Origin of the sequence: Cytobacillus sp. Hm23, from assembly GCF_051842895.1 — a bacterium.
In the GTDB taxonomy this organism is placed as follows: Bacteria; Bacillota; Bacilli; order Bacillales; family SM2101; genus Nanhaiella.
In genome coordinates, this window is sequence record NZ_JBPXRQ010000039.1 from 23,491 (window position 1) to 47,903 (window position 24,413).

Below are 24,413 nucleotides of genomic sequence, written 5' to 3' on the forward strand. Positions count from 1 at the left end.
TTTGATTGAAAAAGCTTTTTCATAATGTACAACGAACTGTTTAAGAGTTTATTCTCAAATAAAGTCCAAAAATGAAAAAAGACACTAACCTTTATTAAAGATTAGCCCCGTTTAGTAGAATAGCGATTGAATTTTAGTAGCAACTTCTTTTGGTTTAACATCAACTGATGATAACTGATTTATTTCAATCCACATAGGTAGATAAGTTCCCCGATTTCTATTCTTATCTGTATACTCTATACCATTCCCTGTACCAAATTTCCCTTCTGTTATCTCAGCAAGGAAAAAATATTGTGTACCATTATACTGAACTTTTGCAAAGCATTCTCTTATATTAACCGTTACACCCAACTCCTCTAGGGCTTCTCTTTTTGCTCCATCCTCAGGTGTCTCTCCACTTTCTATTCCTCCACCAGGGAAAACATAATAAACTGAATCTCCAACAACTCTCTTAATAAGACATACTTTTTTATTATCAATTAAAACTACTGATCCTCTATTTCTCATATTTCCCTCCATGTTAAATACCTTTTAACAATTACATCCTAATTTAATCAAACAAAACGCAATGATATTATATCATCCCGCCATATCGTATTATGAGGTTAGCCAGTAATTTTTCTGGATGAGCTATTTTAAATACTCATTATCCTTAAATTAGTCAAGATAGTCTTTATTATATTCTTGCGCAATTTGTTGAAGATCGTTAACTATGTTTTAAGCTCAGTTCTTCTAGAAAATCCCCTTTTAATAGGACAGCCTTAGATTTCATTGGTTATCCTTTTAATTTCACCAATTTTAAAATTAATTATAAATTGAATCTTATTTTCAGATATATAGCCTTGAAAATACTTCTCAATCTCCCAAGCTAACATCATTGTAGTATGGTCAACATAAAGTAGATTGAAATCTTCTCTATAATCTTTCTCAATAATATTGATTTTCCTCTCATATAATTGTGTTCTATACGAGTCAAAAATAAACTGAATTAATTCGGGTTCGTAAATATCTTGTAATAAGATAGTTATATCTCTCAGTGGTGAGCCGAGAGCCGCCCACTCCCAGTCAATAAAACTAATCTGGCCTTCATAATAAAATATGTTTTCTAAATGAGTATCACCATGCGTTAAAACTAAAGGGCTTTTTACATGATAATTATTTATTTCTAATTGTTCATAGGCATATTTTATTGTTTCTATCCAATCCAATTTTGCCCATTGGTGCTGGATAATTAATTTATTTATTTCATCTATACACCAATTACGCCATTCATAATTCATTTGGTGTATAGGTAACTCGTTCCTTGCTACATCAAGTTTCGAAGTATGTAGGGCTAATAACCTTTGTAAAATTTGTTCAATGAAATCCTTTTTATTATTGAGAGATAAATTTTCAAAAACTACTTTTAGAGGAGATTCAAGATCATACATAAGAATGGCTTGAGGAAAAGAACTCCATATTTCAACTAATTTACTAAATGGCCTAATAAGGTATTCTAACTTTTCATATATATGTACCTCATTATTTCGGTCATGAGCATACTCCTTATATATGTAATTCTTTTTTCTATCCTCTCCATCCAACACTTGAATTCTATAAATATTTCCTGCATATATACCTTCTATTTTTTCTTTATTGAGTAACTTCCATCTTTTTTGAGTTATTCTTTGTTCTAAATGTGTCAAACAAACCTCCCCTTTCTCAAATAAAACTCATAATAGGTGTTGTTCAACAATCCTTGCTATATATATAGTTTATCAAAAATTATTTTAACTTAATTTAATTTTCATAAGATTAATCTTTCAATAATATGTCTCTAAGATAAGTAATGGCGCTTATCTTTAAAATTTGCACCATTTTCTTATTATGAGGTCAACCAGTACATTTCTAGTTGACCTCTGGTATTATTCTTAAGATAGTAGGAATATGCTAACTACATTCTTGCGCCATATTGTTGAATATGGATTTCTAGTTAGTCATTAGTAATAGGTTAGATTAGGGTGAATAGAATAAAAAAAATGGTTCCGTGGAGAACAAAATGGTATAGAGATAACCTTATTATATTCATTATTCAATTCAGCATGAATATTAAAACGTCTTTCCCACTCAAATATAGCTTGAAATTTTTGTATTTTATTTAATTTATTTCCAACAGTTTTTTGATAAAAGTATGGACCTAAATCCGATTCATGTGTGTTTACATAAGTCCATGTGAAATCTGAATCAACTACATAAACATCTTGTTCATTTTTAAAATACTCTATTTTTATTTTTTCTGCCCTTTCTAACAACCACCCATAATTATGATTTTGGTAAAATACGAAACATTTTTCTTTCTTAACCTCAGTAAACGCTGCGTTTGCTTCTTCTCCTTTTTTACAAGACAAATCATTATAACTAAAAACATGCCATAAAAATTAATCAAAATAAATTTCATCATATTTCCTCGATTTACTAATGGTATTCGCAAATGCTTCTTCCCACTGTTTTCGTAAATATGCACCATCATAATCTGTAGCAATTACTCCTTTATCCGTAAAACCCTTAATAAAGTCGTATCTTCCTTTAGTAAATTCAGCATGATATAACAATTCAGTAACTGCTTTTTCAGGTAGTACATCAATAATTGCTTGCAACTGTTCTTTTTCTCTATTCATTATTTCACCTCAATATAACATTTCTATAACACAATATTCTAAAAAATATAGTTCTCCATTAATGTAGTCTGGATACCCTTAACTACATTCTCGCGCCATTTTGTTAAATAAGTACAGAGGTCATTAAACATTAAAGCAATACTCAAGAGCGGGTTCATATTCTAACGATATTACATGCGTCCTTGTGTACATTTTACCAAAAACTTTTTTATTTACGACGTACCCTGTCGTAATTCAGTGCGATGATAGAATCAGAGGAGCAGAAAAAATCCACAGAAACTTGTAAATAACTTTAAAACAAGCGGTGGTAAACATTGTATAACAAATGCACTAAAACAAGTAGAGTACAATAATTATTCAATTACTTAAGAAATGATTGTTGGAATGTTCGGGACTATCTTTTTCATCTATCAATATTCCTAAATGACTACTGATATTTGGAAAAACAAAGCCATTTGAGTTAGATAATTAACTTACTGAAAGACTTAAAATAGATATTAAATGTAAATCTAAGCGTCAATATAAATCTGTATTTAATGAAACATACAATATATTGGATAATAAAGAACCGGATAAGTATCAAGAGATAAACTTTAATAAGTGTATGCAAATAACTTCCTCAGCCATATGTTCAACGATAAGAGAAACCTGTATTAATATGTTAAATCCATCTACTAAAATATATGGTTTAAATAGTATAACTTCAGGTTTGAAAGGTATAAATAAATTTAGTAAAGAGATAATGAAGGAGGACAAATTCGACGAAAAGTTAGAAATATTAGGAATGCCAAATTATTTAATGATCAATGAGGCTGGTGGTACTGGTGGAAGTATTTTTAGAAAGGTGTATGGCAATTTTTTAATTCAGGCAAATGAAATAGTTAACAGCAAAGAAATGAACCTTTAGGTACTAAGTATCTTGCAAATTCAGATAAATGGGATACATTAGCAAATTTATTATGGAATTTATCTGAAACAATTGATAGAGAATTGTTTCCCCATATGTCTGAGCTAATAAAATCAATATGCAAGGATGAATTATAGCATTAACAGACTTATATCAATTAACTAACAAATTATGATTAAGAAGGAGCATAAAATGGATAAAATAGATTATAAAAAGGTATATAGTATGGTATACAAAGCATCAGCTAAAAAAGCAGCAGTTGTAGATATACCCACTTTACAGTTTATAGCAATTAGGGGGGAAGGCGCACCAGGAAGCGACTTGTTTATTCAATCAATTCAAGCTTTATATGGTATTGCCTATACAATTTCAATGAGTCACGCAAATGATGACTTACAAATACCAAATTTTAACCGTTTTGTTTGTCCGCCACTAGAAGGACATTGGAGTACAATAAATGGAGCAGAATACGATGGTGTGGATCAAAGTGTTTTTGAATGGGAACTTAGAATAATGATGCCAGAATTTGTTTCTCAAAAGTATTTTGAAAAAGCAAGAAGTATTGTATCAGCTAAAAAGAATAATCCTAAATTTGATGAAGTAGCTTTAATCACTAGAGAATCTAAAAAGCATTGTGTAATGATGCACATTGGATCGTTTGATACGGAAATCGAAACATTTAAAATAATGGAAACATATATTAAGGAAAATGGGTATACACGTAAATCAAGAGATCACGAAGAAATTTATTTAAGTGATTTCAGAAGAGTAAGCAGTGATAAACTAAAAACTGTTCTAGCTTTTGAAGTTGGAGGGTAGTTTTCTCGATAATTTAACAATAGATAAATAGATTTTTCACTTAAAACCAAGAAATATACAGTGGGAGTGAAATCTATGAACCTCTAATTTGGTACATTAAAGACATTTAGTTATATGATATACATTAAGTACACTTAGGAAATGGTTGTCAGAAATTTGAAAAGAAACATTTTTTTGCATCCCAATCATTTGGGGATTGGTATAATAATTATAGAATGATTTTATAGAAATTTATTCTTTCCATAAATTGTTGGTTTTGAAAAAAGTTTGATCAAAAACCTCACCTAAACTCACATTCTATAGCTAACAAAAAGAATTCATTTTGAAAAAAAGATTGATCAAAATTGATTCTAAATTTATATCGACTATTTAATAATATATAAAAGTTTATCATTCTGTTGTCTATCTTCTACAAATGTGCCATGTTGTTGAGTAACATGAGGTGATTTAACATGTTTTACATTTAATCTCTCATTCTTTTATCTTCTGAACATCCCCCATCCCCCTATCAAACACAATCTATCTTGTGTTTACTAAAATCAGCTTTTTTATTGTATTATAAACCTACACACATCTCTAACTCTCTGCATCTTATAAAGTATATAGTTTTATATGAAGTGGAGGTGAAATATTGTCATATATATATTCCAAATCTAAATGTGGTTGTAATTCCAAGAAAAAATGCGTGTCATTTACAAAAACTTTTACTAATTTAAACCCAATCACTATTAATCAAGGTGCAATCGCAACACCTTATCCATCAAACATCAGCGTTACTGGCTTAAAAGGGACAATTACTAAAGTCACTGTTACAATTATTGAATTAAGCCATTCAAATCCAAATGATATACAAATCCTTCTATTATCCCCTAGTGGTTCTACAATATTTCTTATGAACGATATAGGATTGGCTATCCCAATTAGTAACGTTACACTTACGCTTACTGATGATGCAGAGGATATTATCCCTACTCCAATTGTTTCTGGTACTTTTAAACCAACAATAGACCCAGATAATCCCCCACCGCCAGCTCCTCATAGTCCACAATTAAGTATTTTTAATTCTGAGGACCCGAATGGTATATGGTCTTTATTTATTTTCGATAATAATGGATTGGGTCAAGGTGATATTGCAGGTGGATGGCAAATCACAATAACAACGGAAATGTGTGTTTAAAGGATTGCCCTTGTTAAGACCTTATAAAGGGCAATCCTTTTTTTAGTAAACACAACTATCATTGTGTTTAGTAAACGATTTACTACTATGTAATAACCACAGTTAGTTTCTCTTTTTTTATTAACTGTGGTTTTCTTTACTATAAGGACGGATTTCCTAATGTAGCTATGTCACATAAAAGAATCATCGCAGGGCCATCATTGACTGTTCCAATTAATACTGTTCCCCTTAACTCTTGAATAATAAATTCATTTGTTGCAAAAGCAAATTCACCATTTTTAAGTTCTATTAAAACAGATGAACCCGGAGGAAAGATACTTAATAAATTTGCTTGTAAATCCCTCGTACAACAATCACAGGTTGTGACTTCTGATACAATTTCCTTTACCTCTTCTTTAACTAAAGACTTACAACCACAAGGTGATGTGGATACCTTATAGCTAGCCATTTGAACACCTCCTAGCAATTAATACTCCATATTATGCTTGTGAATATATGATTGTATAGGGATGTGTGTATTTATCACAGTAGGCTGATGTACAATTTTATTTTCTTGGCAAAAACAACAAACTTACAAAGTTAAATTGCATACACTGTATTCTATAAGTTACACCTTATATCCAGCCATTTGGCGCCTCTCGAAAATATCGGGAGGATACATAATTGCTATTATGTTTCATTAATTTTACAATCTAATTTTTTGCTATATAATAAATGGTAAGGATTTCTATAACATAAAAAACACATGTTTGGAGCGATTAATATTGGAAATCTTAGCATTTATTGTATTTCCTATACTTTCGGTGATACTTGTGGTCATCATTTACTTGATAGGAGAGTTTTTCAGAAAGAAACGATCCGTTTAAGCTAAGTTTCTTCATGTGAACGCCCTCCATTCTTGGGGCGTTTTTTGCTTTAGTAACCACAATGCTCATTATGTTTATTAACCAATCGTAACATTTCTGGTTGACCTATTATAAATAGGTATTAATCTTAAGGTAGTCGGGGTAGAACGCTACTCGATCCCGTCGGCAATACGGTTCACCTCCTACTTGTAGAAACATGTTTGAGGCTGGTTGGAGCATAAACCCCGTACAACAAGCGAAGCTATGAAACTACAAGTTATGTTAGGGGGCTACCGGCAAATATATTATAGAAAGTGATACATTATGGATCCAGTCATTGGCCTGGATGTCGCTAAAGGAGAAAGCCAAGTTCAAGCGTATTTAGAAAGGAAAAATCCATACAAAAAAAGCTTTAAGTTTCGGCATACTAGAATGGGCTTACATGATTTTCACTTGTTTTATCTAGAAGTTGAGAAAAAAGTAGGAAAACCACCTTGCGCGATATTCGATTCAACTGGACACTATCACGAGCCTGTTTTACAGTTTTTAGAACACCATGATGTTACCTATTATTTAATTAATACAGTAATTTCATACAAATCTAAGAAAGTTAGTTTACGAAAAGTCAAAACTGATGCGATCGATGCTTACCATCTGTGTGAGTTATATTAAAAGGAAGACCTAGAAGCATATCAAAGGAAAAGTATTCAAACATAGACTCTACATAATCTTAGTAGACAACATGATTTCCTCACGGGAACCTACGTACAGACCAAATTGCAATTTCATACGATCTTAGATCAGGTTTTCCCTGAATATAAAGGAGTATTTGGAGACTTATTTTCAAAGGTTTCTTTAAATACCCTACTTGCTTTTACTACACCTAACGACATAAAAGGAATGAATGTAAGTGAAATTGCAGATAAAATCCATCAATTATGTAGAAATCGGACTGAATCATGGGCAGAAAAAGCTGAGGGTTTGAAGGCTGCCACAAGAAAGAACCCATATACACAAATGTTATATGACAGTCATTTGGATACTTTTAAAGATGTATATTAACCTTCTTTTAGAATATTAAAAAACACCTATCTCAGTTAGAGGCAGAGATAGATGTCACAGCTAAAGAATTTGAAGAATATGATATTATTCGCTCAATTCCTGAAATAGAAGGTAAGATTGCAGCCACAATCATCTCCGAAATTGAAGAAATTGAACGATATAATAACCCTAAGAAACCTGTAGCTTTTGCAGAAATTGACCCTAGTGCCCATGAGTCTGACCTATTTACTAATTACCTTACAGTTCTTCTACCCATATTGAGGTTATCGTGTCATTTCCTATGATAAAATGTTTTAATTCTTCCGCTTCTAAGTATGTCACACTTCTTACAGTGACACTTGCTCCTGAAAAAGTATCTTGATAGAATGTTACTCTGTAAGAACCATTGATATAAAAAGAGCTAGCTTCATTATTGAAATCAAAATCTTTTAAATCATATAGACCTGGACCAAATCTATAATGGTCTCCTTCAAAATCATAATCTTCAAATAAATGAAGTCCTCCGTCGTTCTTAGGAAGTTTGTAAATCGTGATAGACGATGCATTATCATTGTCTATTTTATAATCTGAGATATCATCTACACTACTATCAAAATATGACATGGTATTTGTCCAATCATCATCTTCATAAAGCACTACTGCGTAGTCACCAACAATTCTTAATGAGCTTAATACATCATTAAAGTCATAATCATCATCTAAATTATATTCTCCAGGAGATGAAAAATATAATACATCTCCTTCAAAATCATAATCTTCATAGAGATAGACTCCAGGCAAAGGTGCTGCTTCTGACCCTGGATCTGCCCCTTCTGCTTGCATAAATCCTCCTAGAAATAAAACCATAGAAAAAGCTAATAATAGATTTAAAATTCCTTTTTTCATCATCTTTCTTCATCTCCTTATTCATAAATTCATGTAGCTCTCATTTTAATTGAAAATAACTTAACTCCTTAAACTAATTCATTTAACTTATGTAAGCTGTTTATATGCTACGATATTTCATATCCAATTGGAAAGTCCCTAAAAGAGGCTTGACACTTCATTCATATACAATAGCTCTATCAAAACTTCATTATTCGACAATTTTTGATACTTAGCATAAATATATTTATATTTCATTGTTAAAACTTATTATTACTATTGTTAAATAATAAAGTAATAAAATTGGGGTAGGCGGAGAAAAAAGCTAAGTTAAGGTGGTACCAAAAAGGAGATATAAAAACATATATATTTTCTTTTAGGAAAGATTTGATTATTTTTCATTTTGGTAAGCAAGCTGAAAAAATGACTCAAATAAGAAGGATTCCTAGAATTAAAAAACTACAAAACAATTAATTAATAACCTGTTATTCAACAATATGGCCTAAATAAAAAAACCTAATCTTTATTCAGATTAGCACCATATTGCTAAATAAGACTACAAACAAATGGAAAACCATAAAGAGGTATCCAATAATTCGAGTTGCTTTAAAAACTTATGGTCTCATTATAATAACTTCAGCTGCTACCACAAATTGTGTATTTTCAGGTGCAACATAAATCCATACTTTAACTTTGCTTCCGATTGTCAGTTCAGAAGCATCAACTAAATTTCTTTGATTTCCTGTTTGAGTGTAAATTTTTGTTTCACTAGTGATCTCAAAGTCACGCAACCCATCATCGTCACGGTCATAGGAATTATAATATGTTTTCAAAAAATCATTAAAAACATTCTCATCTAATTGAATATCTTTAACTGTAAGAATATATTGTCGATTTAACTTTTCTTTATATGGAACATCACTACTCTTCACAAATGAAAAAATTTCAGCGTCGTAACCATAAATATCGACATCTTTTTCAGGTAAATGTTCTTTAGAACAACCGACTAATAGAATAAAGAAAAAAAACGCAAACAATTTTGTCATTAGTTATCTCCTTCTTTCCAGAGGACGAAGTAAAGCAGACCCGTCCTACATTTCTATTTTTTCTCTGTAGTTACAGACCAGTTTTTTTCCCTACGATCAATAGTATGTACCCAGTACGTATGATCTGAATTGCCTTTATACAATACTATGTTTATTTACGTAAGTATGTAACTTTACCGGAAAAATCACCTATTGGAGTTGATACCCAAAATCCAGCAGTTCTTAATGTCCTCCTCTTTAAATAAGGATAATTTTCAATTGTTTAATAATCACTACCTTATAACTTAATATCAATTATTTTAAATTGTTATCATTCAGACAATCCTTAATACAATGTATCTCCCTAAAATAAATAAGACGGCTTATCTATATTTCAAATAAACGCCAGATTGTGGAAAATCCTATGAAATCTATTTCTTATTATTGTTCATCTTTTTTCTACGTGTTCTAATTCATCTAACATGTTGTCTGTCACAAAGACACAAATAGAAATCTCATAATCTCCTTTTACATATAAGCTTGTTATTTCAAAGCTCAAAGTAAGTTTCGGAGTCATCTTTAGTTGTAAATATAGGAAAGGACAAACTTACACAATAATAATAGAACCTTGTAAAGGGAAGGATAAAGGTAGCAAAATTATTCATCTTGCCAAATACAAAAAAACTAATATTTGAAAAGGAGTTACAATTAATGGATCCATTTTCTCAAACAAAAGATAATCATTTAGCTTTAACACAATATTATCGATGGTATCAGGTGTATGAGATGCCTTTTAATAAGGCCCGTATTGATAATCAATTAGATATTTTAGCAAGTGATATCGAAATCTCCGCACAATCAGGGACTTCTACAGGGAAAGAAAATATAGAAGAACGATTGATGATGTATGAAGGGTGGCAAAATGCTCATCATGTTAATCATACCCAAGTAAATCGTTTGGATAACAATTACTTGTCATTAGAAGCAGATATACTTTATCAAAACATACGTCCCGATAAAAGTCGCTATAGCTATACAATTCATTATTCCACTGTCTTAAGGCTCAGAGACAATGATCTCCCTCTGTTCACAAAAGTTAAAATAGAGCCTATAGAAACTATTGAGGATCCACAATTTTCATCTGCTTATGGGGAAAATCGAGCAAAATCATTTATGCATTATTGGTTATATTTAATAGAAACAGTAAATGTTAATAAAAATAAATTTGATGAACTTTTAGCTAATGAATTTGAATTAGATTTAAGTTCGACTTCAAAGATTGTGAATAACAATCAATTTAAGGAATGGTTAGAATCAATTGAACAACAAGTGAAAAGTAGTGCCCACTATCCAAAAAATTTCTCTGTACGGGAAAATACCGATCAAACACTACATGTTTCTGTTGATTTTGACTGGGAAGGTATATCAGCCGATGACACCCCTTTGATTGCAGAGACCCATCATGAGTGGATACTTGATAATAACCCAGATGAACGTTTTCCGCGTTTAAAAAGCATGAAGGTTACTCCAAAAACGCCTTTTCAAACCAAAGAATAAATAGTTCTGGTGCAAATAAAATATGAATAAAGAAATCGATCCACTATTTTTTCCTCAGGGCCATATAGGAGGAAAAATAAGAAAAAGGTCAGACGATCACGCAATTGATTTTCTCACCTTTTTTATATTTGTGGCTCAAATGTCCTACAATCTTTTTCTATATATTTAACAACAATCTCTGATGCGCTACATTTTTCCCTTGTTGATTACAAACACAGTTCATAGAAAAGAATAAACGATACTGCCTGACAATAAAAGGTTATATTCTTATATCTAAAATTAAAGAGATCATTCTTACATCATGCAATCCTGCCAAGCCAATTAGAAATGTAAGGTCTAATACGCTTAATAACGTTGACAACCGATAATCTATTGGTTACTGATAAAGATTGATTCAATTTTTGTCATACAAACTGATGCGACAAGCCCCTTGTCTGTAAATTATGAAATTGCACGTATTACAGGGAATACTACAAAAATATTGAATACACTGTGAGCGAAAATCGGAGTGGGCAATATACATTTACCCCTTACAATACTGTCTGTGATGATCCAGAAATAGGATGCCATAAGTATCGTTTATTTGCCTCATCTCTTCCTCAACGAGGAACACTTATTATACTTGCAGGTGCATAAATGTAACTACTTTTCAAAAAGGTATGTAAACATTAAAAATGAGGCTGTGCAATAAAGCCGCAGTCTCTATGTCATCATGACATGTAATACACCTTATGTCTTCCTAAGTTGTTAGTGTATTCAACATAAAAAATAGTTATTGGATAATTTTCTATTATGTTGCTTTAATTAATCTAACTGACTAGCATAAAATACAGTAGAGTGTTTTATTCAACCTACTTCTCCCTAATAGTTTTTATCCCTTCATGAACGGTTCAGGCAGCTTATATATCCTTCTATAGGTCAAATTTCAGTTTTCTTGGTTATACATAAGATAAATCTAGATTTTCCAGATTATAGGAGTTTGTAAGAATACAATTTATTAAATTTGGTATCTCATTTTTTAACTACCCCACATATATTAAAGTAACAAATCAAATAAATAAGGTGATTCTCATGGTATTGGCTTATGTCCTAAATAACACTTCTCCCTCTGGTAATGGTGCCGTATCGGTCATTGATGTGAAAACTCACCAGGTAATTGCAACGATTCCGGTTGGTGAAAGTTCATTAGATTTGTCTATAACGCCAGATGGTAAATTGGCTTATGTCCTAAATAATAGATCTCCAAATCTTGGATCGGTAACGGTTATAGATATAAAAACGCATAGCGTGATTGCAACGATTCCGGTTGGTGAGGAGCCATTTGGTATGTCCTTCACGCCAGATGGTAAATTGGCTTATATCTTAAATAGTACTTCTCCTTTAGGTAATGGTACCGTATCAGTCGTTGATGTGAAAACTCACCAGGTAATTGCAACCGTTCAGGTTGGTGAGGATTCAGTTGCTGTGTCTTTCACACCAGATGGAAAATTGGCTTATATCTTAAATAACACTTCTCCTTTAGGTAATGGCACCGTATCGGTCGTTGATGTGAAAACTCACGGGGTTATTGCAACGATACCAGTTGGTGAGAATTCATTTGGTGTGTCATTTATACCAAATGGAAAATTGGCTTATATCTTTAATGAACTTCCTTCTCCAAATAATAGCACCATATCGGTCGTTGATGTGAAAACTCACAGCGTGATTGCAACTGTTCCAATTGGTGAGACTTCAAATGCTGTGTCCTTCACACCAGATGGAAAATTGGCTTATGTTGTAAATATTGGATTTCCTCAAAATAACGGCACTGTATCAGTCATTGATGTGAAAACGCACCAGGTGATTGCAACGGTGCAGGTTGGTGAGAGATCACTTGCCGTATCATTCACCCCTAATTGATCGAATCAAATATATGAAGATTCATCTTAAAATACAAGATTTGCGATATCATTTGTCACTGCAATTGAAAGTGATACTCATTGGTGTAAATTTTATATTTTTATTTTCCATGGAACTAGGCAAACGTTCCCAGTCCCTAATATCATTTTACATAACGTAATCAATTTAGGAAATAGTAGTCACGTGCTAATTGAACAGGCTTAACATGGATATTCAAAATAAACTGACGTTTAAAACATCAGCTTATGGAGATGGAAATCTTGCAGCTTCAAAGTTTGTTCCCTCATCTGTATTCAGAATATTCCCATCTACTGAACTTCTAAAAGTTACTGTTACATTATCTCCAGTTTGCAATTGAACTATTGTGCATAAGCTACTAGGATGCTACACAATTATTCCACCAATATAAGCACTACTAATTTGAGCTACTCGAGAAAGATTAACGAGAATTTACATATTAGTCGAATGGTCTATAGCAGTGTCGTCAGGTAGAAATAGTACATTTGCACAAATAGAGTAAACACCAGATTGACTTGGGGTAAACGTCGAAGAACCAGGAGCACACTCATTATTTAGATCAAATATTTCACTAGGATAATTCACCCTAAAAGATACGGTACCATTTATAATTTGGGAAGCAATATTATTTTCAGCTTTAAATGCTGATTGAGGATCCGATAATCCAGGTGTACCCATTGGTCATTGTAGTCCTTGCTGTCCCTGTTTATCAGGTTGTCACTGCTGTCCTTGTGGTGGTGGTGGAACGACTCTACATTTACAATCTTTTTCTTTCATTATTATTTTCACCTTCTATAATTGTTTTTACTTTATATCTATGGATAGTATCTATAAGAAGGTTATTAATTTTTTTAAACAAAAAAGGACTGGTGCTAGCCCTTAGTAACCTAAATAATCATTTTGTTTCATTATAAAAATAATTGATTTTGATCAATCATTATTGTATTGGGACTGCCGCCCTCTAAAGAAATGAATTCTCTATTTCCAGTTGATATTATTCCCTGCTCTTGCATTATTATCATCATACACATCCAACATACCATAGTCATTACAAATAAATAGGTATTCATATGATCACTACTCTCTATAAATTTTTGTAGTACATATTATTCATAACTCTATTTATTTCTTGGACTAGCATCCCTATAACTTGCCCATTTTCTATTATTTAGAGAAATTATCCTTAATACACGACGTATTCGACTCAATTTCTATTAATTCTACTACTTCTATATACAATTGCCCGTATTTCTTTCAATAAGAACATGTTACATGGTCTCCTGTCAGTTACAAGAATACATAAACGAGCATTTACTAATTAAATAGAGGTGGCATTATCACCTAACAATACCACTGAAAGGAATGAAAAATTATGTCTAATTGTAATTGCAAAGGTAAAGACAACGAAATATTTTGCAATTGTCAATTTGGCAATGTAACATTGTCAGATGGTAATCAGGCAACACCATTTATACCTCTCATTTTAACAACTGATACAATAAGCGTTACAGAAAAAAATTGGGTTGCTAAGGTTGACACGATGGTTGACTTACAAGTAGGAGGCAGCCCTCCTGTTGATGTGAATTATGTAGTCGAACGATTAACAGGTGGAGTCGCCACTACATTATGTAGTTACAGAGTGTTTGATCAAAGAGGTGGAAATCATACATTAACCCCAAACAACACAGTCTGTGATCATCCACCCATCGGCTGTCATATGTACCGTCTTTCAATTTTAGATGCAGGAACAAACGGTGCGGCAACACTCGATAGTACTTGCCAATGCATCAACGTCACCACTTCTCAAAAAGGAGACGAAAGTAAATAAGAATTCTGTTACAACTACAGTAAACTCAAAAAATCCCTACTCATTGAGTAAGGGATTTTGCTATTATGTCTTCATTTCAATGTACGGTATATTATATTAACTTCTTTAAAGATGTGTGAGATTTTCTAAAAAATAGACCGAGTAACCACTTTATCACTTGTGTTTACCAAGTCAAGTTGATTAAATTATCGATTTCAAATAACCCTTGAAAATCTTATCTTTATTATTATATTCTTAGTAAATAATGTGTTTAGAGGTGATTAAAATAGATATATGCCCAGTTGGTGGATATGATGAGTTATTAGAGCCAGCATATATAATGGATAAATACCCATCATATGAAATTTGTCCTTCTTGTGGATTTCAATACGGTTATTCAGATGGTAATGATGGATATTCATTTGAAGACTACCGTAAAAAGTGGATAGAAGAAGGATGTAATTGGTATTCTAAAGCAAGAAAGCAGCCTGATAATTGGAATCCCAAAAACCAATTAAAGAGGATAGTAAAATAATTGTTTTGTAACCATAATGTATATTGTGATTGATAGTGTTGCAAGAACACTCTAAGACGAAATTATCTTTTTTTATTAGATATGTATAGATAAATACTAATAAAAACCCCACCCAGTAGAGTAGGGTAATCAAAGTCAGTTATGCGTTACCATCTTCAGCACCTAAGATTGCTTCGACAATTTCATTCAAATCACTTTCATTAACCTCTCCATCTTTGTTAACATCTGTATCTTCATCACTTACCTCTTCACTTGGTACTTCAGTGTCATAAGAAGATGTTCAATGAAATGTTACTAGAGGAAGGGTTAGCCCAGTTGCTTATATTTATCCAGCAAACATTAAATATGTTGATCAGTTTTATGGAATTCAAAGTAAAGCTCAAAAACCAAATGTAGGAATTTGGAGTTTAGAAAACTATGTTCAGGAATATGGGTTTAATAATAGTATGTCTCAAAGTGAAGAATTAGCTGTAAATATTGATAAGAATGTGGGTATTGAAGAAACTACAGCTAATCTAAAATTTGATCCATCTGGACATAATCGTGATTGTAGAGATTTTGAAAATCAAGATGAAGCACAATTATTTTTTATAGCTTCTGGTGGACCTGATCAAGATCAACATCAATTGGATGGTAATGATAATGACGGCATAGTGTGTGAAAGTCTACCTTAGTTATCCAAACTCAAGTAGTATCGATTGGATTCTTTCTGTGTTATTTGGAGTTGCAATTATAATACAGCGTCTGTTAATTATAGAACTTGTTCAAACCAACATTTATTTCATATTCAGAAATTCCCCTTCTTTATCATCCATATTAATTAAAGATGTAAAGTTTTGCAGATAAAACCTTATAACTATAACCCTCACTTTACCTTATGGACAGTGAGGGTTTTTCTGTTCTGTGCAACATTTCTTTTATGGCTTGGGCGACAAAACTAATTGAACGTAAATAACAGTTGAGGATTGTAGTATAAAATGCTTTGACATAGGTAATTTGACATCTTGTTAACAGCTTTTATGTCTTTATTATTCTGAGTTACTACTAAGTATTAATCAAGATTATATGTATAAAAAAATAATCTCATGAAGCATGTAGAAAAATATGATTGTTTTGATACACGTTGAGATACAAATCTTTATTAGGAGTATATTATTTCGGGTCTGCCTTTTGTTAAAGTGAATGTTTGGGCTGTTGATACTGTATAAATGAGGATAAGATTTAGAATATCAAAGAATGAACCGAGTACAGACTTTGAAGAATTGAAGGAGTATTATTTTGCGGGAGGAATCAGAGGAATCCATAGTATTATATAAGAAAAATCATAATAAGAATTTTTAATCATTCTTATTATGATTTTTCTTATACTTCTCAACAGTCTTCATCGTTTCAATTCTCTGCCTCTTTGATTCGGCAAGTATTTCTTCAGATGATTTTACTTTTAAACGCGTTGGTTTGCTCCTAGGACGGAATTGAATCACATTACTTTTCGAATGTCATATATACTCCCCCCTTCCTAAAAATGATTGTATACACACTCAAATAAGTAATTCAATATAAAAATGATCAATAACATTGTAATACGTCATTGATCATAAGAATTTATATTAGTAAGTCTTTTAGAAACTATCTTTCTCTCATGAGACTCATCATCCCAATAGCCTTCGCCTTCATCTAGAAGGAAGTTACCATATTAAATAGCTTTTATTCTTTATAAAGATCTCACGTCTGTTTTTAATATTGAGTACATATATAAATCATCAAATTTACCACACGTATACTCATAACTTCTAAGCAACCCTTCTCTAATAAACCCTTGCCGTTCTACTAGTTTTTGTGATGGAAGATTTGCAGGTTCTATTAAAGCCTCAATTCTTTCTAACTGAAAATGACGATACCCATAATTAATAACACCCTCTAACGCTTCACTAGCTATACCTTTCCCCCAGAAATCTTTGCTTAATTCAAATCCAACTTCAGCTCTGAAATGTTTAGATTTCATGTTTAGAAAACCACAACTTCCTATCACCTTATTATTACCTTTTAAAGTGATTCCCCACCTTATACCTGTGCCTTCTTCTATAATGGAATCATACCACTCTATCTCATCCCAAACGTCAGATAATGATTGAAATGGTGTTAAACCCATATGTTTCACAACTTCTTCATCTGATAAATATGCAAGCATTTCATTCGCATCATTTTTTGTCACTTTTCTTAAGATTAATCTATCTGTTTCAATAATCGGAAATTTCTCATCCATTCGTTTACCCTCTCTCTTTAAACAAATACGATCACTGATGGATATAATCATGTCTTTATTTCTGAAATAATAATTTTATTGTATTTAAAAGAATATTTTATTTAAATAAATTGGAATAGGATAGGTGGTTTTTGTAAAATCATTATGATCTATTTTCATCATTTACTTCAATTTGTAAATTCTGATGCAAAGGAAAGAAGTATGTATAAAGCTAGTTGATCGTATAAATCTTTACAAATGTGTAAATACATATTTTCTAGCATACAACATGAAAAGAAGTATTCTATACCACTCGTTTTCATATAATCCTCAAGTTTAAGGAAGATATTGCTCCTCTATCATGATGACTTCATGATTATTTATATATAAGTAAAAGAGTCTCTCATATGGTTCAATGACCATGTTAAGATCTTCAGTGTAGTTTTTATCGATACCGTCAGCTATATATAGCAATAGATCTGAACTAAGCCGATAACTAATTTGCTCAACTTGCTTATTTTGTATATAAAAACCATTTGGTAAGAAGACTTCCTCTCTAGAAACATTCCCATCATCCATTGCGGCTTGTATGGCTTTTTCTCCACTTAAATAGTTAACAGGATCGATAGTAATATATTTATCAAGATTTTCAGAGTCCAAGTCAGTTATAAACCCAGTAATAATCTTAATACTAGGAAGTTTTGTTATTAAATGCTCTAATTGCTCTAATTTTTGGTTATCAAGTAGGTACGTATCTTTAACTCCCATTTTGATTTCTTCTTCTTTAGAGTCGATCAAGTCAGACACTTGTTCTGCACTGACTTTTTCATTTAGCCGCTCCTCCAACAGAGCAACTTGTTCTTTAAGTTTAGTTATTTCTACTTGCTCTTTTGAATGTATGTCATTTTTACAACCAACTAAAACGAATAATACAACTATAGGTAGGATTCTTGTCCACATGGCACATTTCCCCCGAATATCATTATAGTTTAAGGCTGTTTTTGCATTGGTGTTATTTTTTCGCACGAAAAAATAAACACTTTTACAACTAGACGTCGTGCATCTTCTCTTCTGTAAAACGACATTTTTCTCTATTAGTTTTGGAATTATAGCAACAACGTATATGAAAAGGTCCTAGTTTAATCATCTTTGTCCTTCCCTTGTTCTACTAACGGCTCATACATCATAATAGCATGGTTTTCAGTAATATATTCGTCTTTATAAACTTCTCCATTCTTATTGTAAACTTTCCTATGTAATAAATTGTGTCTGACGTATTTGCCAAAAGTGGACATTGTAATAAAATGGTCCTTTTCATAAATTTTATATGAATGTACAGGCTCATTTTCCGAACGCCACTCACCAACTAAATAATCTTTAGTTAAATATAAATGAAGTTGATAGTTTTGTGTTGTTTCATTTCTTATTTGTAAGTCAATATAATTAAAAAAGCAAGTAGCTCCACTACCGAATGGTTGTGTCCTATTAGAATCTGGAAAAACGTCATAACTATGACGGTGCCTCTCAATGACAGTTAATGGGGTATAGAGTGTCATCCAGTAGATTAAATTTGACAATTGGCATAACCCTCCACCTATACCTACTTTATACGTGCCATGAGACAAAACCATCCCATTAACATACCCCTTACCCTTAGTAGGTTTCCCTATTAATTTCCAATATGAAAATGTTTCACCAGGTTTTACAACGATACCGTTTACATTTTTTATAGCCAAACGAATGTTGTGAACTTTATTTTGTTGTAGCCACATATCAACATTTTTCAACTTGCGTAACAGTGGTGTTTGATGTTTATATATAATAACAGGAAGCTTACCATTGTCTTTTTCATTTGCAAAACTTGTATCATTAAAATACCACTTTAAATAGCGCTTAGAAATATAATATACCTTACCTAAGCTTGTTCTCAATTCTGAACGCTGAACGGGTTGTTTCATATTCACTTCATTCCCCCACTATGAAATAAATACAACCGGAGCCTTTGATAAGTTCTTTCTTTTGTAAATAATTTTTCTCAACTATTGTTTAAATAAATTAATTGGATTAGCTAGCTCTTAATGAAATTATTATCTTCTAAATAGCACAACATTTGCCACGATCACGAGAATATGCTTGTTAAGCTCCTAATAAGATAACCCACAATTAATTTATTTCTTCATGTTCTCCTTTATAAGGTTGATAACTCTTTCAATTGAGTTAACATTATTTGATCTTTCCATCTTTGCTATATATTGATGTCGATCTTTATAAACGTTTTTTATTGCAGCTTGTAATGTTTCACTTGAAAGATTTTCTTCAAAAAGAACTTTACTAAAGCCTTGGTCTTCAAATGATTTGGCATTTAACAATTGATCCCCTCGACTTGCTTCCTTTGTTAATGGAATAAGCAGCATTGGCTTTTTCAATGCTAGTAGTTCAAAAATAACATTTGAACCTGCTCTTGATATAACGATGTCAGCCATCGATAAAAGATCAGGTAATTCTTCTTTCACATATTCAAACTGCTTGTAGGAACGATCATTTTTCAACTTATCTACTTGTCCCTTTCCACAAATATGTACGATTTGAAATTGTGGTAACAGTTTGTCAAGACTTGCTCTTACAACTTCATTAATTCGCCTAGAACCAAGACTTCCACCCACAACTAACAGTGTAGGTTTATTTTTCGTAAAGCCCGTGATTATCCTTCCTTGGACAGGATTACCTTCAAATATTTCTTTACGAACAATCGCTCCAACGTGTTCAACCTTATGCGTAGGTAAATGATCCCTTGTTTCTGGAAATGTCGTACATACCTTTGTTGTAAAGGGGAGTGAAAGTTTGTTTGCTAAGCCTGGTGTTAAATCTGATTCATGAGTGATTATAGGTACTTTGTTTAGTTTTGCACCAATAATAACAGGCACGGAAACAAAACCACCTTTTGAAAAGACGACATTAGGTTTCCTTCTTTTTATTATTGAATAAGCTTGAAATACTCCCTTTACGACTTTGAAAGGGTCTTTAAGATTATTCCAATCAAAGTAACGACGCAACTTTCCTGTTGAGATGCTATGATAATTTACTTCCCGAATACTATCAGTAAGTTCTTTTTCAATCCCATTAATTGAACCGATATAATCAATTTCCCAACCTTCTTTTATAAAATAAGGAATCAGTGCCAGGTTTACTGTTACATGCCCTGCTGATCCTCCTCCTGTAAACAAAATTCTATTCGTCATTTTTATTCACCCTCATTATTTGCTTATCATGATGTCAAATCATAAACAAATGTTACCATATCGACTTACTCTTGTGGAAGAATAAACTTAAAAAACCATATTGAAATTGTTATAAAAAATGATATACTTATTTTAATTATTGTTATTCCTAAAACTTTTTATGAATGTAGTTCATATTATAGAGCAATAGGAGTAAGAATAAGCATTACATAGTGGAAGATATCCACACAGGAGGAAAAAATGGCACAAGGTAAAGTTAAGTGGTTTAATTCAGAAAAAGGTTTTGGATTTATCGAAGTTGAAGGCGGAGACGACGTATTCGTACACTTTTCTGCAATTCAAGGTGAAGGATTCAAAACACTAGAAGAAGGTCAAGAAGTTTCTTTCGATATCGAAGAAGGTAACCGTGGCCCTCAAGCTTCAAACGTTCAAAAATTTTAAGCTCTAACATGTATTAAACCGTCTAATACTTTAGGCGGTTTTTTACATTTACAATCTTGTGAACTTTAATAAAGACTTTTTTAAAAATCTCCAAAACAAACTTCTTTTACATTTTCGTGTTTTGGTAATTTAAATATCTTCGCGTTTTTTACCTTATCAATGCGAAAACAACCTTAAACAATGGAATAATGCCTACAATTGTTGCAGGCATTATGTTCACAATACAGCTTTATCAGGATCAGCTGTCTTCTTTGTTGGTAACTTAAATAAAAAACCTTCCGTATAAGGTGTTGGCTCGTTGTTTTCATATTCCTTCACTGTCTTAGCTAAATAATCCCTTGCTTCTTGCTCAGTACGCTTTCTTGTGACAATTTCATGCATAATATTTAACGCAGCATAATTCATCGCCTCATTATCACACCTCGCTGTCACTTCACCTTTTGTGCGATCTAATATGATACTCCCATCAAATCTTGCGATATTATCGTATAAATGTATCGGTACTCTATATGAAATGGTTTGTTCAATGAAATCAACATGTTTTTTAGGAAAATTGTGCAGTACGGTTTCTTTATATATTACTGTGCGTTTCCATGGTTCATTGTTATACCAAATCATCATTCTTGGTGTTGCCTCATCTGGAAGGCCATATTTTTTCATGAACTTCAAAACTTGATTTTTTGGACCATCGTTCCAGTTTTGTATCACTTGTTGTACATACATTTGCATTGGCGTTCTTACCCTATTCATTCTGTCCGGTAACTGAAGGTTTGTTTGTTGCGTGTAATAATTGCCTCCAGGCTGATAGTACATTTGGTTTCTACCTCCTCCTATATCTCGTATTTAGTGTATGCGTTCGCCCCTTTTTCGCTACTACCTAATTTCTCTGGTTTTTATTAGGTGGAAGGATATTTTCAAAATTATTTTATATACTCGCTGAATAAAAAGAAAAAAATTGGTTAATGTAATCAATAACAGGAAAAATTTATATTGTATAAAACACGATACTAATACAAAGGTGACTATGATGGAGCTAAAAGAAAATATGCAATTTGAAATTACGACAAAGTTTGTTCCCAATTTCTATAATTCAAAAAAATTAAAAGTTGTAAAAATTAATTCTTCTAATGTAAGAATTGAAATGGAGAATGCAAAATATGGCGGTGTTTTTCCGCTTGATTTATTCCAATCATTAATTCGTAATGGGGCATTATTACTTGACGATGGTAGAGAATCTGAAGAGGATACAGCCTAAAATAATTAGTAAGCTTCCAAACATTAAGAGCATATCTTAAGTTCTGCTCAATACTAAATAAAGTACTAAAAGACATCACAAAATATTATTCGACTGAATAACATAAAAACTCGGCTAGTTGAGCCGAGTTTGTTACTACTAAAATTTATTAACGTCTATGTCCCAAAATAATTCAGTACCGAACCATTTTTTGAATTCTTCTTTTTTTTCTTTCGTTTCATTATACCTTTTGATCATACCTTCTGTTTGTGTACGGTGGGCCTTCAAGGCATTTACTTTAATATCAAATACGTCATTTACATCGGCAGTGAAAGTTGGGTTGCCAAGTACCTCAAAACGATTTTTTGATATTGCATGACCTAATACTCTCGGTCTATTGTCACCCTTTATTTTTTTTGCAGCTTTAACTGTAGCTAAACCACATGCATCATGGTCAGGATGAACACCATGACCAGGATAGTGGGTAATGATCATTGACGGGTTCACATCATCTATCACAGCTTTTATACTATTAACTAGTTTTGCCTCATCTTCGAATTCTAGCGTTTTATCCCTAAATCCTAACATACGCAAATCGTTAATTCCTAGTACTGAACAAGCTTCTTGTAGTTCAGTTTTTCTTAACATTCGGAGCGACTCTCTATTTGCGATTGGCGGACTCCCCATGTTCCTACCCATTTCTCCTAGTGTAGCGCAAGCATATGTAACAGGAATTCCTTTTTTAGAATATTGTGCTATTAAGCCACCCACACCAAAAGCTTCGTCATCTGGATGTGGTAATACTACAAGTACGTGTCGTTCCATCTCTTTCTACCTCCTTACTCATTAAATGGTTGTTTACTAAGCTGTAATGATATCGCTAAACGACCTTCCTTATCATGCCCAGCAAGCAATACTTGGAATTGGTCATTAATCTCCCAATCAGTAATTCCTTCAGCATAAACCCAGCCTTTTTCTATTTTTAGTCCTATACGATACGGTCCGAGGCCTGTAATTTTTGCTTGTGAGAAACAAATTGGCACGTTTCTTATAAAAGCGGCAACTGTCATATTTTTTTCATCAAAATGATTAGCATAGGCACCAGTAGTTGTTTCTAAATGTACGAATAACTTTTCGTTCAAGAGTTTATCGAGAACCTCTTGGACATTCTCCTTTTCAATTGGCTTCATAGTATCTCACTCCAATAAAAATGTAATAGTGATAAAGAAACATTTAAATACATGGGACTATCAATTAATTTCGTGTGTATAAAAATAAATTAACTAATGAAAGGCACGTTTGGAACAAGAATTTTCGAATTTATTGTACATTTCAAATGGCTGTTTTCGCATTATTGTTGTTTTTCGTATTAAGAGTAAACACGTGCACAAATATAGATCGTGGCACCTTTACTTCTGTAAAACAATGACTAACAATATAAAACCGTTTTTTTTTATAGTACTAATTTGATAACAATAGCAACAATGTTTACGAAAAGAGCCTTTCAAATAAACTCCACGATAGCCCTCAACGTTAGTCCCACGCAAAAAATGAAATCATTACATAAACTATAGTATATTCACTGGATTGAAACAACTAGTAAGCCTTACATCATAAATAAATTCAATAGAGGGGAGATTCAAACAATATGTGTCAACATATATACAACAGATGTTGTTCATATAGAGGAAGACCTGTGGAAGTTCGTTTAAGAGGTGGAGGAGTTCATCGAGGTATTGTAGACAGTGTAACACCCTCACACGTATATATTAGACCAATGGGCCCGGGACCGAGACGTTTTGGCGGGTATGGTCTAGGGTATGTTGGAGGATATGGTGGATACGGTGGGTTCGGTGGAGCTGCTGCAGTTGCAGCTGTTGCGATAGTCGGTATAGTTGCAATAACAGCACTCGCATTCGCATTTTTCTGGTAATTACTTTGTTTTCAACTCTCAGTTGAATTCATCGAGGCTGGGACAAAACCCAACTCTGATATGAAAAAGCCGGTGAAATTTTACGACGAGTAAAATTTCACCGGCTTTGATTATTTTTGAATTAAAATAAGGACTACTTCTGATAAAATAAA

At 32.4% G+C, this 24,413-nt stretch carries 31 protein-coding genes and 1 pseudogene; 16 read left to right on the top strand and 16 right to left on the bottom strand.

The annotated features are described in order from the left end of the window. Window positions 1–111: 111 nt before the first annotated feature. From ACSVDA_RS19460 to ACSVDA_RS19475, 4 genes and pseudogenes are all read right to left on the bottom strand, one after another. The gene (locus ACSVDA_RS19460; protein WP_485885347.1) at window positions 112–507 is read right to left on the bottom strand and encodes an NUDIX hydrolase; all 396 of its coding nucleotides are present in this window, start codon (window positions 505–507) and stop codon (window positions 112–114) included. Window positions 508–761: 254 nt separating this feature from the next. Continuing rightward, complete coding sequence (locus ACSVDA_RS19465) at window positions 762–1,685, bottom strand: phosphotransferase family protein (RefSeq protein ID WP_485885349.1); 924 nt, start codon at window positions 1,683–1,685, stop codon at window positions 762–764. Between the two features lie 294 nt (window positions 1,686–1,979). Then, window positions 1,980–2,405: pseudogene (locus ACSVDA_RS19470) on the bottom strand (DUF4275 family protein); the annotation flags it as partial. A gap of 12 nt (window positions 2,406–2,417) precedes the next feature. After that, window positions 2,418–2,657, bottom strand: a complete 240-nt coding sequence (locus tag ACSVDA_RS19475; RefSeq protein ID WP_485885351.1) for a hypothetical protein — start codon at window positions 2,655–2,657, stop codon at window positions 2,418–2,420. Window positions 2,658–3,210: 553 nt separating this feature from the next. Here ACSVDA_RS19475 and ACSVDA_RS19480 point away from each other — a divergent pair. From ACSVDA_RS19480 to ACSVDA_RS19490, 3 genes are all read left to right on the top strand, one after another. Beyond that, window positions 3,211–3,564 carry a DUF4872 domain-containing protein gene (locus ACSVDA_RS19480; protein WP_485885353.1) on the top strand — a complete coding sequence of 118 codons (354 nt, stop codon included), beginning with the start codon at window positions 3,211–3,213 and terminating at the stop codon, window positions 3,562–3,564. 192 nt (window positions 3,565–3,756) lie between these two features. Further along, window positions 3,757–4,383, top strand: a complete 627-nt coding sequence (locus ACSVDA_RS19485; protein ID WP_485885355.1) for a GyrI-like domain-containing protein — start codon at window positions 3,757–3,759, stop codon at window positions 4,381–4,383. Between the two features lie 685 nt (window positions 4,384–5,068). Beyond that, window positions 5,069–5,560 carry a hypothetical protein gene (locus ACSVDA_RS19490; protein ID WP_485885357.1) on the top strand — a complete coding sequence of 164 codons (492 nt, stop codon included), beginning with the start codon at window positions 5,069–5,071 and terminating at the stop codon, window positions 5,558–5,560. A gap of 139 nt (window positions 5,561–5,699) precedes the next feature. On the opposite strand, the gene ACSVDA_RS19495 is transcribed toward ACSVDA_RS19490, so the two are convergent. Then, window positions 5,700–6,008 (bottom strand): hypothetical protein, encoded by a 309-nt coding sequence (locus ACSVDA_RS19495; protein WP_485885359.1) that lies wholly within the window; start codon window positions 6,006–6,008, stop codon window positions 5,700–5,702. 721 nt (window positions 6,009–6,729) lie between these two features. On the opposite strand from ACSVDA_RS19495, the gene ACSVDA_RS19500 reads away from it, so the two are divergent. From ACSVDA_RS19500 to ACSVDA_RS19510, 3 genes are all read left to right on the top strand, one after another. Then, complete coding sequence (locus tag ACSVDA_RS19500; protein WP_485885361.1) at window positions 6,730–7,077, top strand: IS110 family transposase; 348 nt, start codon at window positions 6,730–6,732, stop codon at window positions 7,075–7,077. A 105-nt stretch (window positions 7,078–7,182) separates the two neighbouring features. Next, on the top strand, window positions 7,183–7,467 hold the full coding sequence (locus tag ACSVDA_RS19505) for a hypothetical protein (RefSeq protein ID WP_485885363.1): 285 nt from the start codon (window positions 7,183–7,185) through the stop codon (window positions 7,465–7,467). A gap of 86 nt (window positions 7,468–7,553) precedes the next feature. After that, window positions 7,554–7,751 (top strand): transposase, encoded by a 198-nt coding sequence (locus ACSVDA_RS19510; RefSeq protein ID WP_485885405.1) that lies wholly within the window; start codon window positions 7,554–7,556, stop codon window positions 7,749–7,751. Here ACSVDA_RS19510 and ACSVDA_RS19515 read toward each other — a convergent pair. Then, entirely contained in the window at window positions 7,705–8,355 is a 651-nt protein-coding gene (locus ACSVDA_RS19515) for a peptidase inhibitor family I36 protein (RefSeq protein WP_485885365.1), read from the bottom strand. The two genes, ACSVDA_RS19510 and ACSVDA_RS19515, sit on opposite strands and share 47 nt — an antisense overlap. Window positions 8,356–8,945: 590 nt before the next feature. Next, window positions 8,946–9,377: a hypothetical protein gene (locus ACSVDA_RS19520; RefSeq protein WP_485885367.1), complete on the bottom strand. Its 432-nt coding sequence runs from the start codon at window positions 9,375–9,377 to the stop codon at window positions 8,946–8,948. Between the two features lie 690 nt (window positions 9,378–10,067). On the opposite strand from ACSVDA_RS19520, the gene ACSVDA_RS19525 reads away from it, so the two are divergent. From ACSVDA_RS19525 to ACSVDA_RS19540, 4 genes are all read left to right on the top strand, one after another. Further along, window positions 10,068–10,913, top strand: a complete 846-nt coding sequence (locus ACSVDA_RS19525) for a hypothetical protein (RefSeq protein WP_485885369.1) — start codon at window positions 10,068–10,070, stop codon at window positions 10,911–10,913. 492 nt (window positions 10,914–11,405) lie between these two features. After that, a complete protein-coding gene (locus ACSVDA_RS19530) occupies window positions 11,406–11,549 on the top strand; it encodes a hypothetical protein (protein ID WP_485885371.1) in 144 nt (47 codons plus the stop codon). A 435-nt stretch (window positions 11,550–11,984) separates the two neighbouring features. Next, complete coding sequence (locus ACSVDA_RS19535) at window positions 11,985–12,812, top strand: beta-propeller fold lactonase family protein (protein WP_485885373.1); 828 nt, start codon at window positions 11,985–11,987, stop codon at window positions 12,810–12,812. Between the two features lie 205 nt (window positions 12,813–13,017). Then, window positions 13,018–13,170 (top strand): hypothetical protein, encoded by a 153-nt coding sequence (locus ACSVDA_RS19540; protein ID WP_485885375.1) that lies wholly within the window; start codon window positions 13,018–13,020, stop codon window positions 13,168–13,170. A gap of 92 nt (window positions 13,171–13,262) precedes the next feature. Here ACSVDA_RS19540 and ACSVDA_RS19545 read toward each other — a convergent pair whose 3' ends face one another. Continuing rightward, window positions 13,263–13,508, bottom strand: a complete 246-nt coding sequence (locus ACSVDA_RS19545) for a hypothetical protein (protein ID WP_485885377.1) — start codon at window positions 13,506–13,508, stop codon at window positions 13,263–13,265. Window positions 13,509–14,202: 694 nt separating this feature from the next. On the opposite strand from ACSVDA_RS19545, the gene ACSVDA_RS19550 reads away from it, so the two are divergent. The 3 genes from ACSVDA_RS19550 to ACSVDA_RS19560 all read left to right on the top strand — a co-directional run bounded on the left by ACSVDA_RS19550 (window position 14,203) and on the right by ACSVDA_RS19560 (window position 15,846). Further along, window positions 14,203–14,658: a hypothetical protein gene (locus ACSVDA_RS19550; protein ID WP_485885379.1), complete on the top strand. Its 456-nt coding sequence runs from the start codon at window positions 14,203–14,205 to the stop codon at window positions 14,656–14,658. Window positions 14,659–14,914: 256 nt separating this feature from the next. Then, window positions 14,915–15,172, top strand: coding sequence for a hypothetical protein (locus tag ACSVDA_RS19555; RefSeq protein ID WP_485885381.1), 258 nt, complete (start codon window positions 14,915–14,917; stop codon window positions 15,170–15,172). A gap of 446 nt (window positions 15,173–15,618) precedes the next feature. Next, window positions 15,619–15,846, top strand: a complete 228-nt coding sequence (locus tag ACSVDA_RS19560) for a hypothetical protein (RefSeq protein WP_485885383.1) — start codon at window positions 15,619–15,621, stop codon at window positions 15,844–15,846. Window positions 15,847–16,509: 663 nt separating this feature from the next. Here the strand turns inward: ACSVDA_RS19560 and ACSVDA_RS19565 are convergent. From ACSVDA_RS19565 to ACSVDA_RS19585, 5 genes are all read right to left on the bottom strand, one after another. Continuing rightward, window positions 16,510–16,653 carry a hypothetical protein gene (locus ACSVDA_RS19565; protein ID WP_485885385.1) on the bottom strand — a complete coding sequence of 48 codons (144 nt, stop codon included), beginning with the start codon at window positions 16,651–16,653 and terminating at the stop codon, window positions 16,510–16,512. A 230-nt stretch (window positions 16,654–16,883) separates the two neighbouring features. Continuing rightward, on the bottom strand, window positions 16,884–17,435 hold the full coding sequence (locus tag ACSVDA_RS19570) for a GNAT family N-acetyltransferase (protein WP_485885387.1): 552 nt from the start codon (window positions 17,433–17,435) through the stop codon (window positions 16,884–16,886). A 315-nt stretch (window positions 17,436–17,750) separates the two neighbouring features. Next, a complete protein-coding gene (locus tag ACSVDA_RS19575; RefSeq protein WP_485885389.1) occupies window positions 17,751–18,374 on the bottom strand; it encodes a hypothetical protein in 624 nt (207 codons plus the stop codon). A gap of 179 nt (window positions 18,375–18,553) precedes the next feature. Further along, window positions 18,554–19,372: a VanW family protein gene (locus ACSVDA_RS19580; protein ID WP_485885407.1), complete on the bottom strand. Its 819-nt coding sequence runs from the start codon at window positions 19,370–19,372 to the stop codon at window positions 18,554–18,556. A 210-nt stretch (window positions 19,373–19,582) separates the two neighbouring features. Next, entirely contained in the window at window positions 19,583–20,653 is a 1,071-nt protein-coding gene (locus ACSVDA_RS19585; protein WP_485885391.1) for an undecaprenyldiphospho-muramoylpentapeptide beta-N-acetylglucosaminyltransferase, read from the bottom strand. 240 nt (window positions 20,654–20,893) lie between these two features. On the opposite strand from ACSVDA_RS19585, the gene cspD reads away from it, so the two are divergent. Then, a complete protein-coding gene (cspD, locus tag ACSVDA_RS19590) occupies window positions 20,894–21,094 on the top strand; it encodes a cold-shock protein CspD (protein ID WP_485885393.1) in 201 nt (66 codons plus the stop codon). Between the two features lie 216 nt (window positions 21,095–21,310). Here cspD and ACSVDA_RS19595 read toward each other — a convergent pair whose 3' ends face one another. Further along, window positions 21,311–21,907, bottom strand: coding sequence for a hypothetical protein (locus ACSVDA_RS19595; protein ID WP_485885395.1), 597 nt, complete (start codon window positions 21,905–21,907; stop codon window positions 21,311–21,313). Window positions 21,908–22,139: 232 nt separating this feature from the next. Between ACSVDA_RS19595 and ACSVDA_RS19600 the strand changes: the two genes are divergently transcribed. After that, window positions 22,140–22,349 carry a hypothetical protein gene (locus ACSVDA_RS19600; protein WP_485885397.1) on the top strand — a complete coding sequence of 70 codons (210 nt, stop codon included), beginning with the start codon at window positions 22,140–22,142 and terminating at the stop codon, window positions 22,347–22,349. Window positions 22,350–22,487: 138 nt separating this feature from the next. On the opposite strand, the gene bshB2 is transcribed toward ACSVDA_RS19600, so the two are convergent. Beyond that, complete coding sequence (gene bshB2, locus ACSVDA_RS19605) at window positions 22,488–23,153, bottom strand: bacillithiol biosynthesis deacetylase BshB2 (protein WP_485885399.1); 666 nt, start codon at window positions 23,151–23,153, stop codon at window positions 22,488–22,490. Between the two features lie 14 nt (window positions 23,154–23,167). Further along, complete coding sequence (locus ACSVDA_RS19610; protein WP_485885401.1) at window positions 23,168–23,518, bottom strand: YojF family protein; 351 nt, start codon at window positions 23,516–23,518, stop codon at window positions 23,168–23,170. A 506-nt stretch (window positions 23,519–24,024) separates the two neighbouring features. Between ACSVDA_RS19610 and ACSVDA_RS19615 the strand changes: the two genes are divergently transcribed. Next, window positions 24,025–24,261, top strand: coding sequence for a hypothetical protein (locus ACSVDA_RS19615; RefSeq protein WP_485885403.1), 237 nt, complete (start codon window positions 24,025–24,027; stop codon window positions 24,259–24,261). Window positions 24,262–24,413 lie beyond the last annotated feature (152 nt).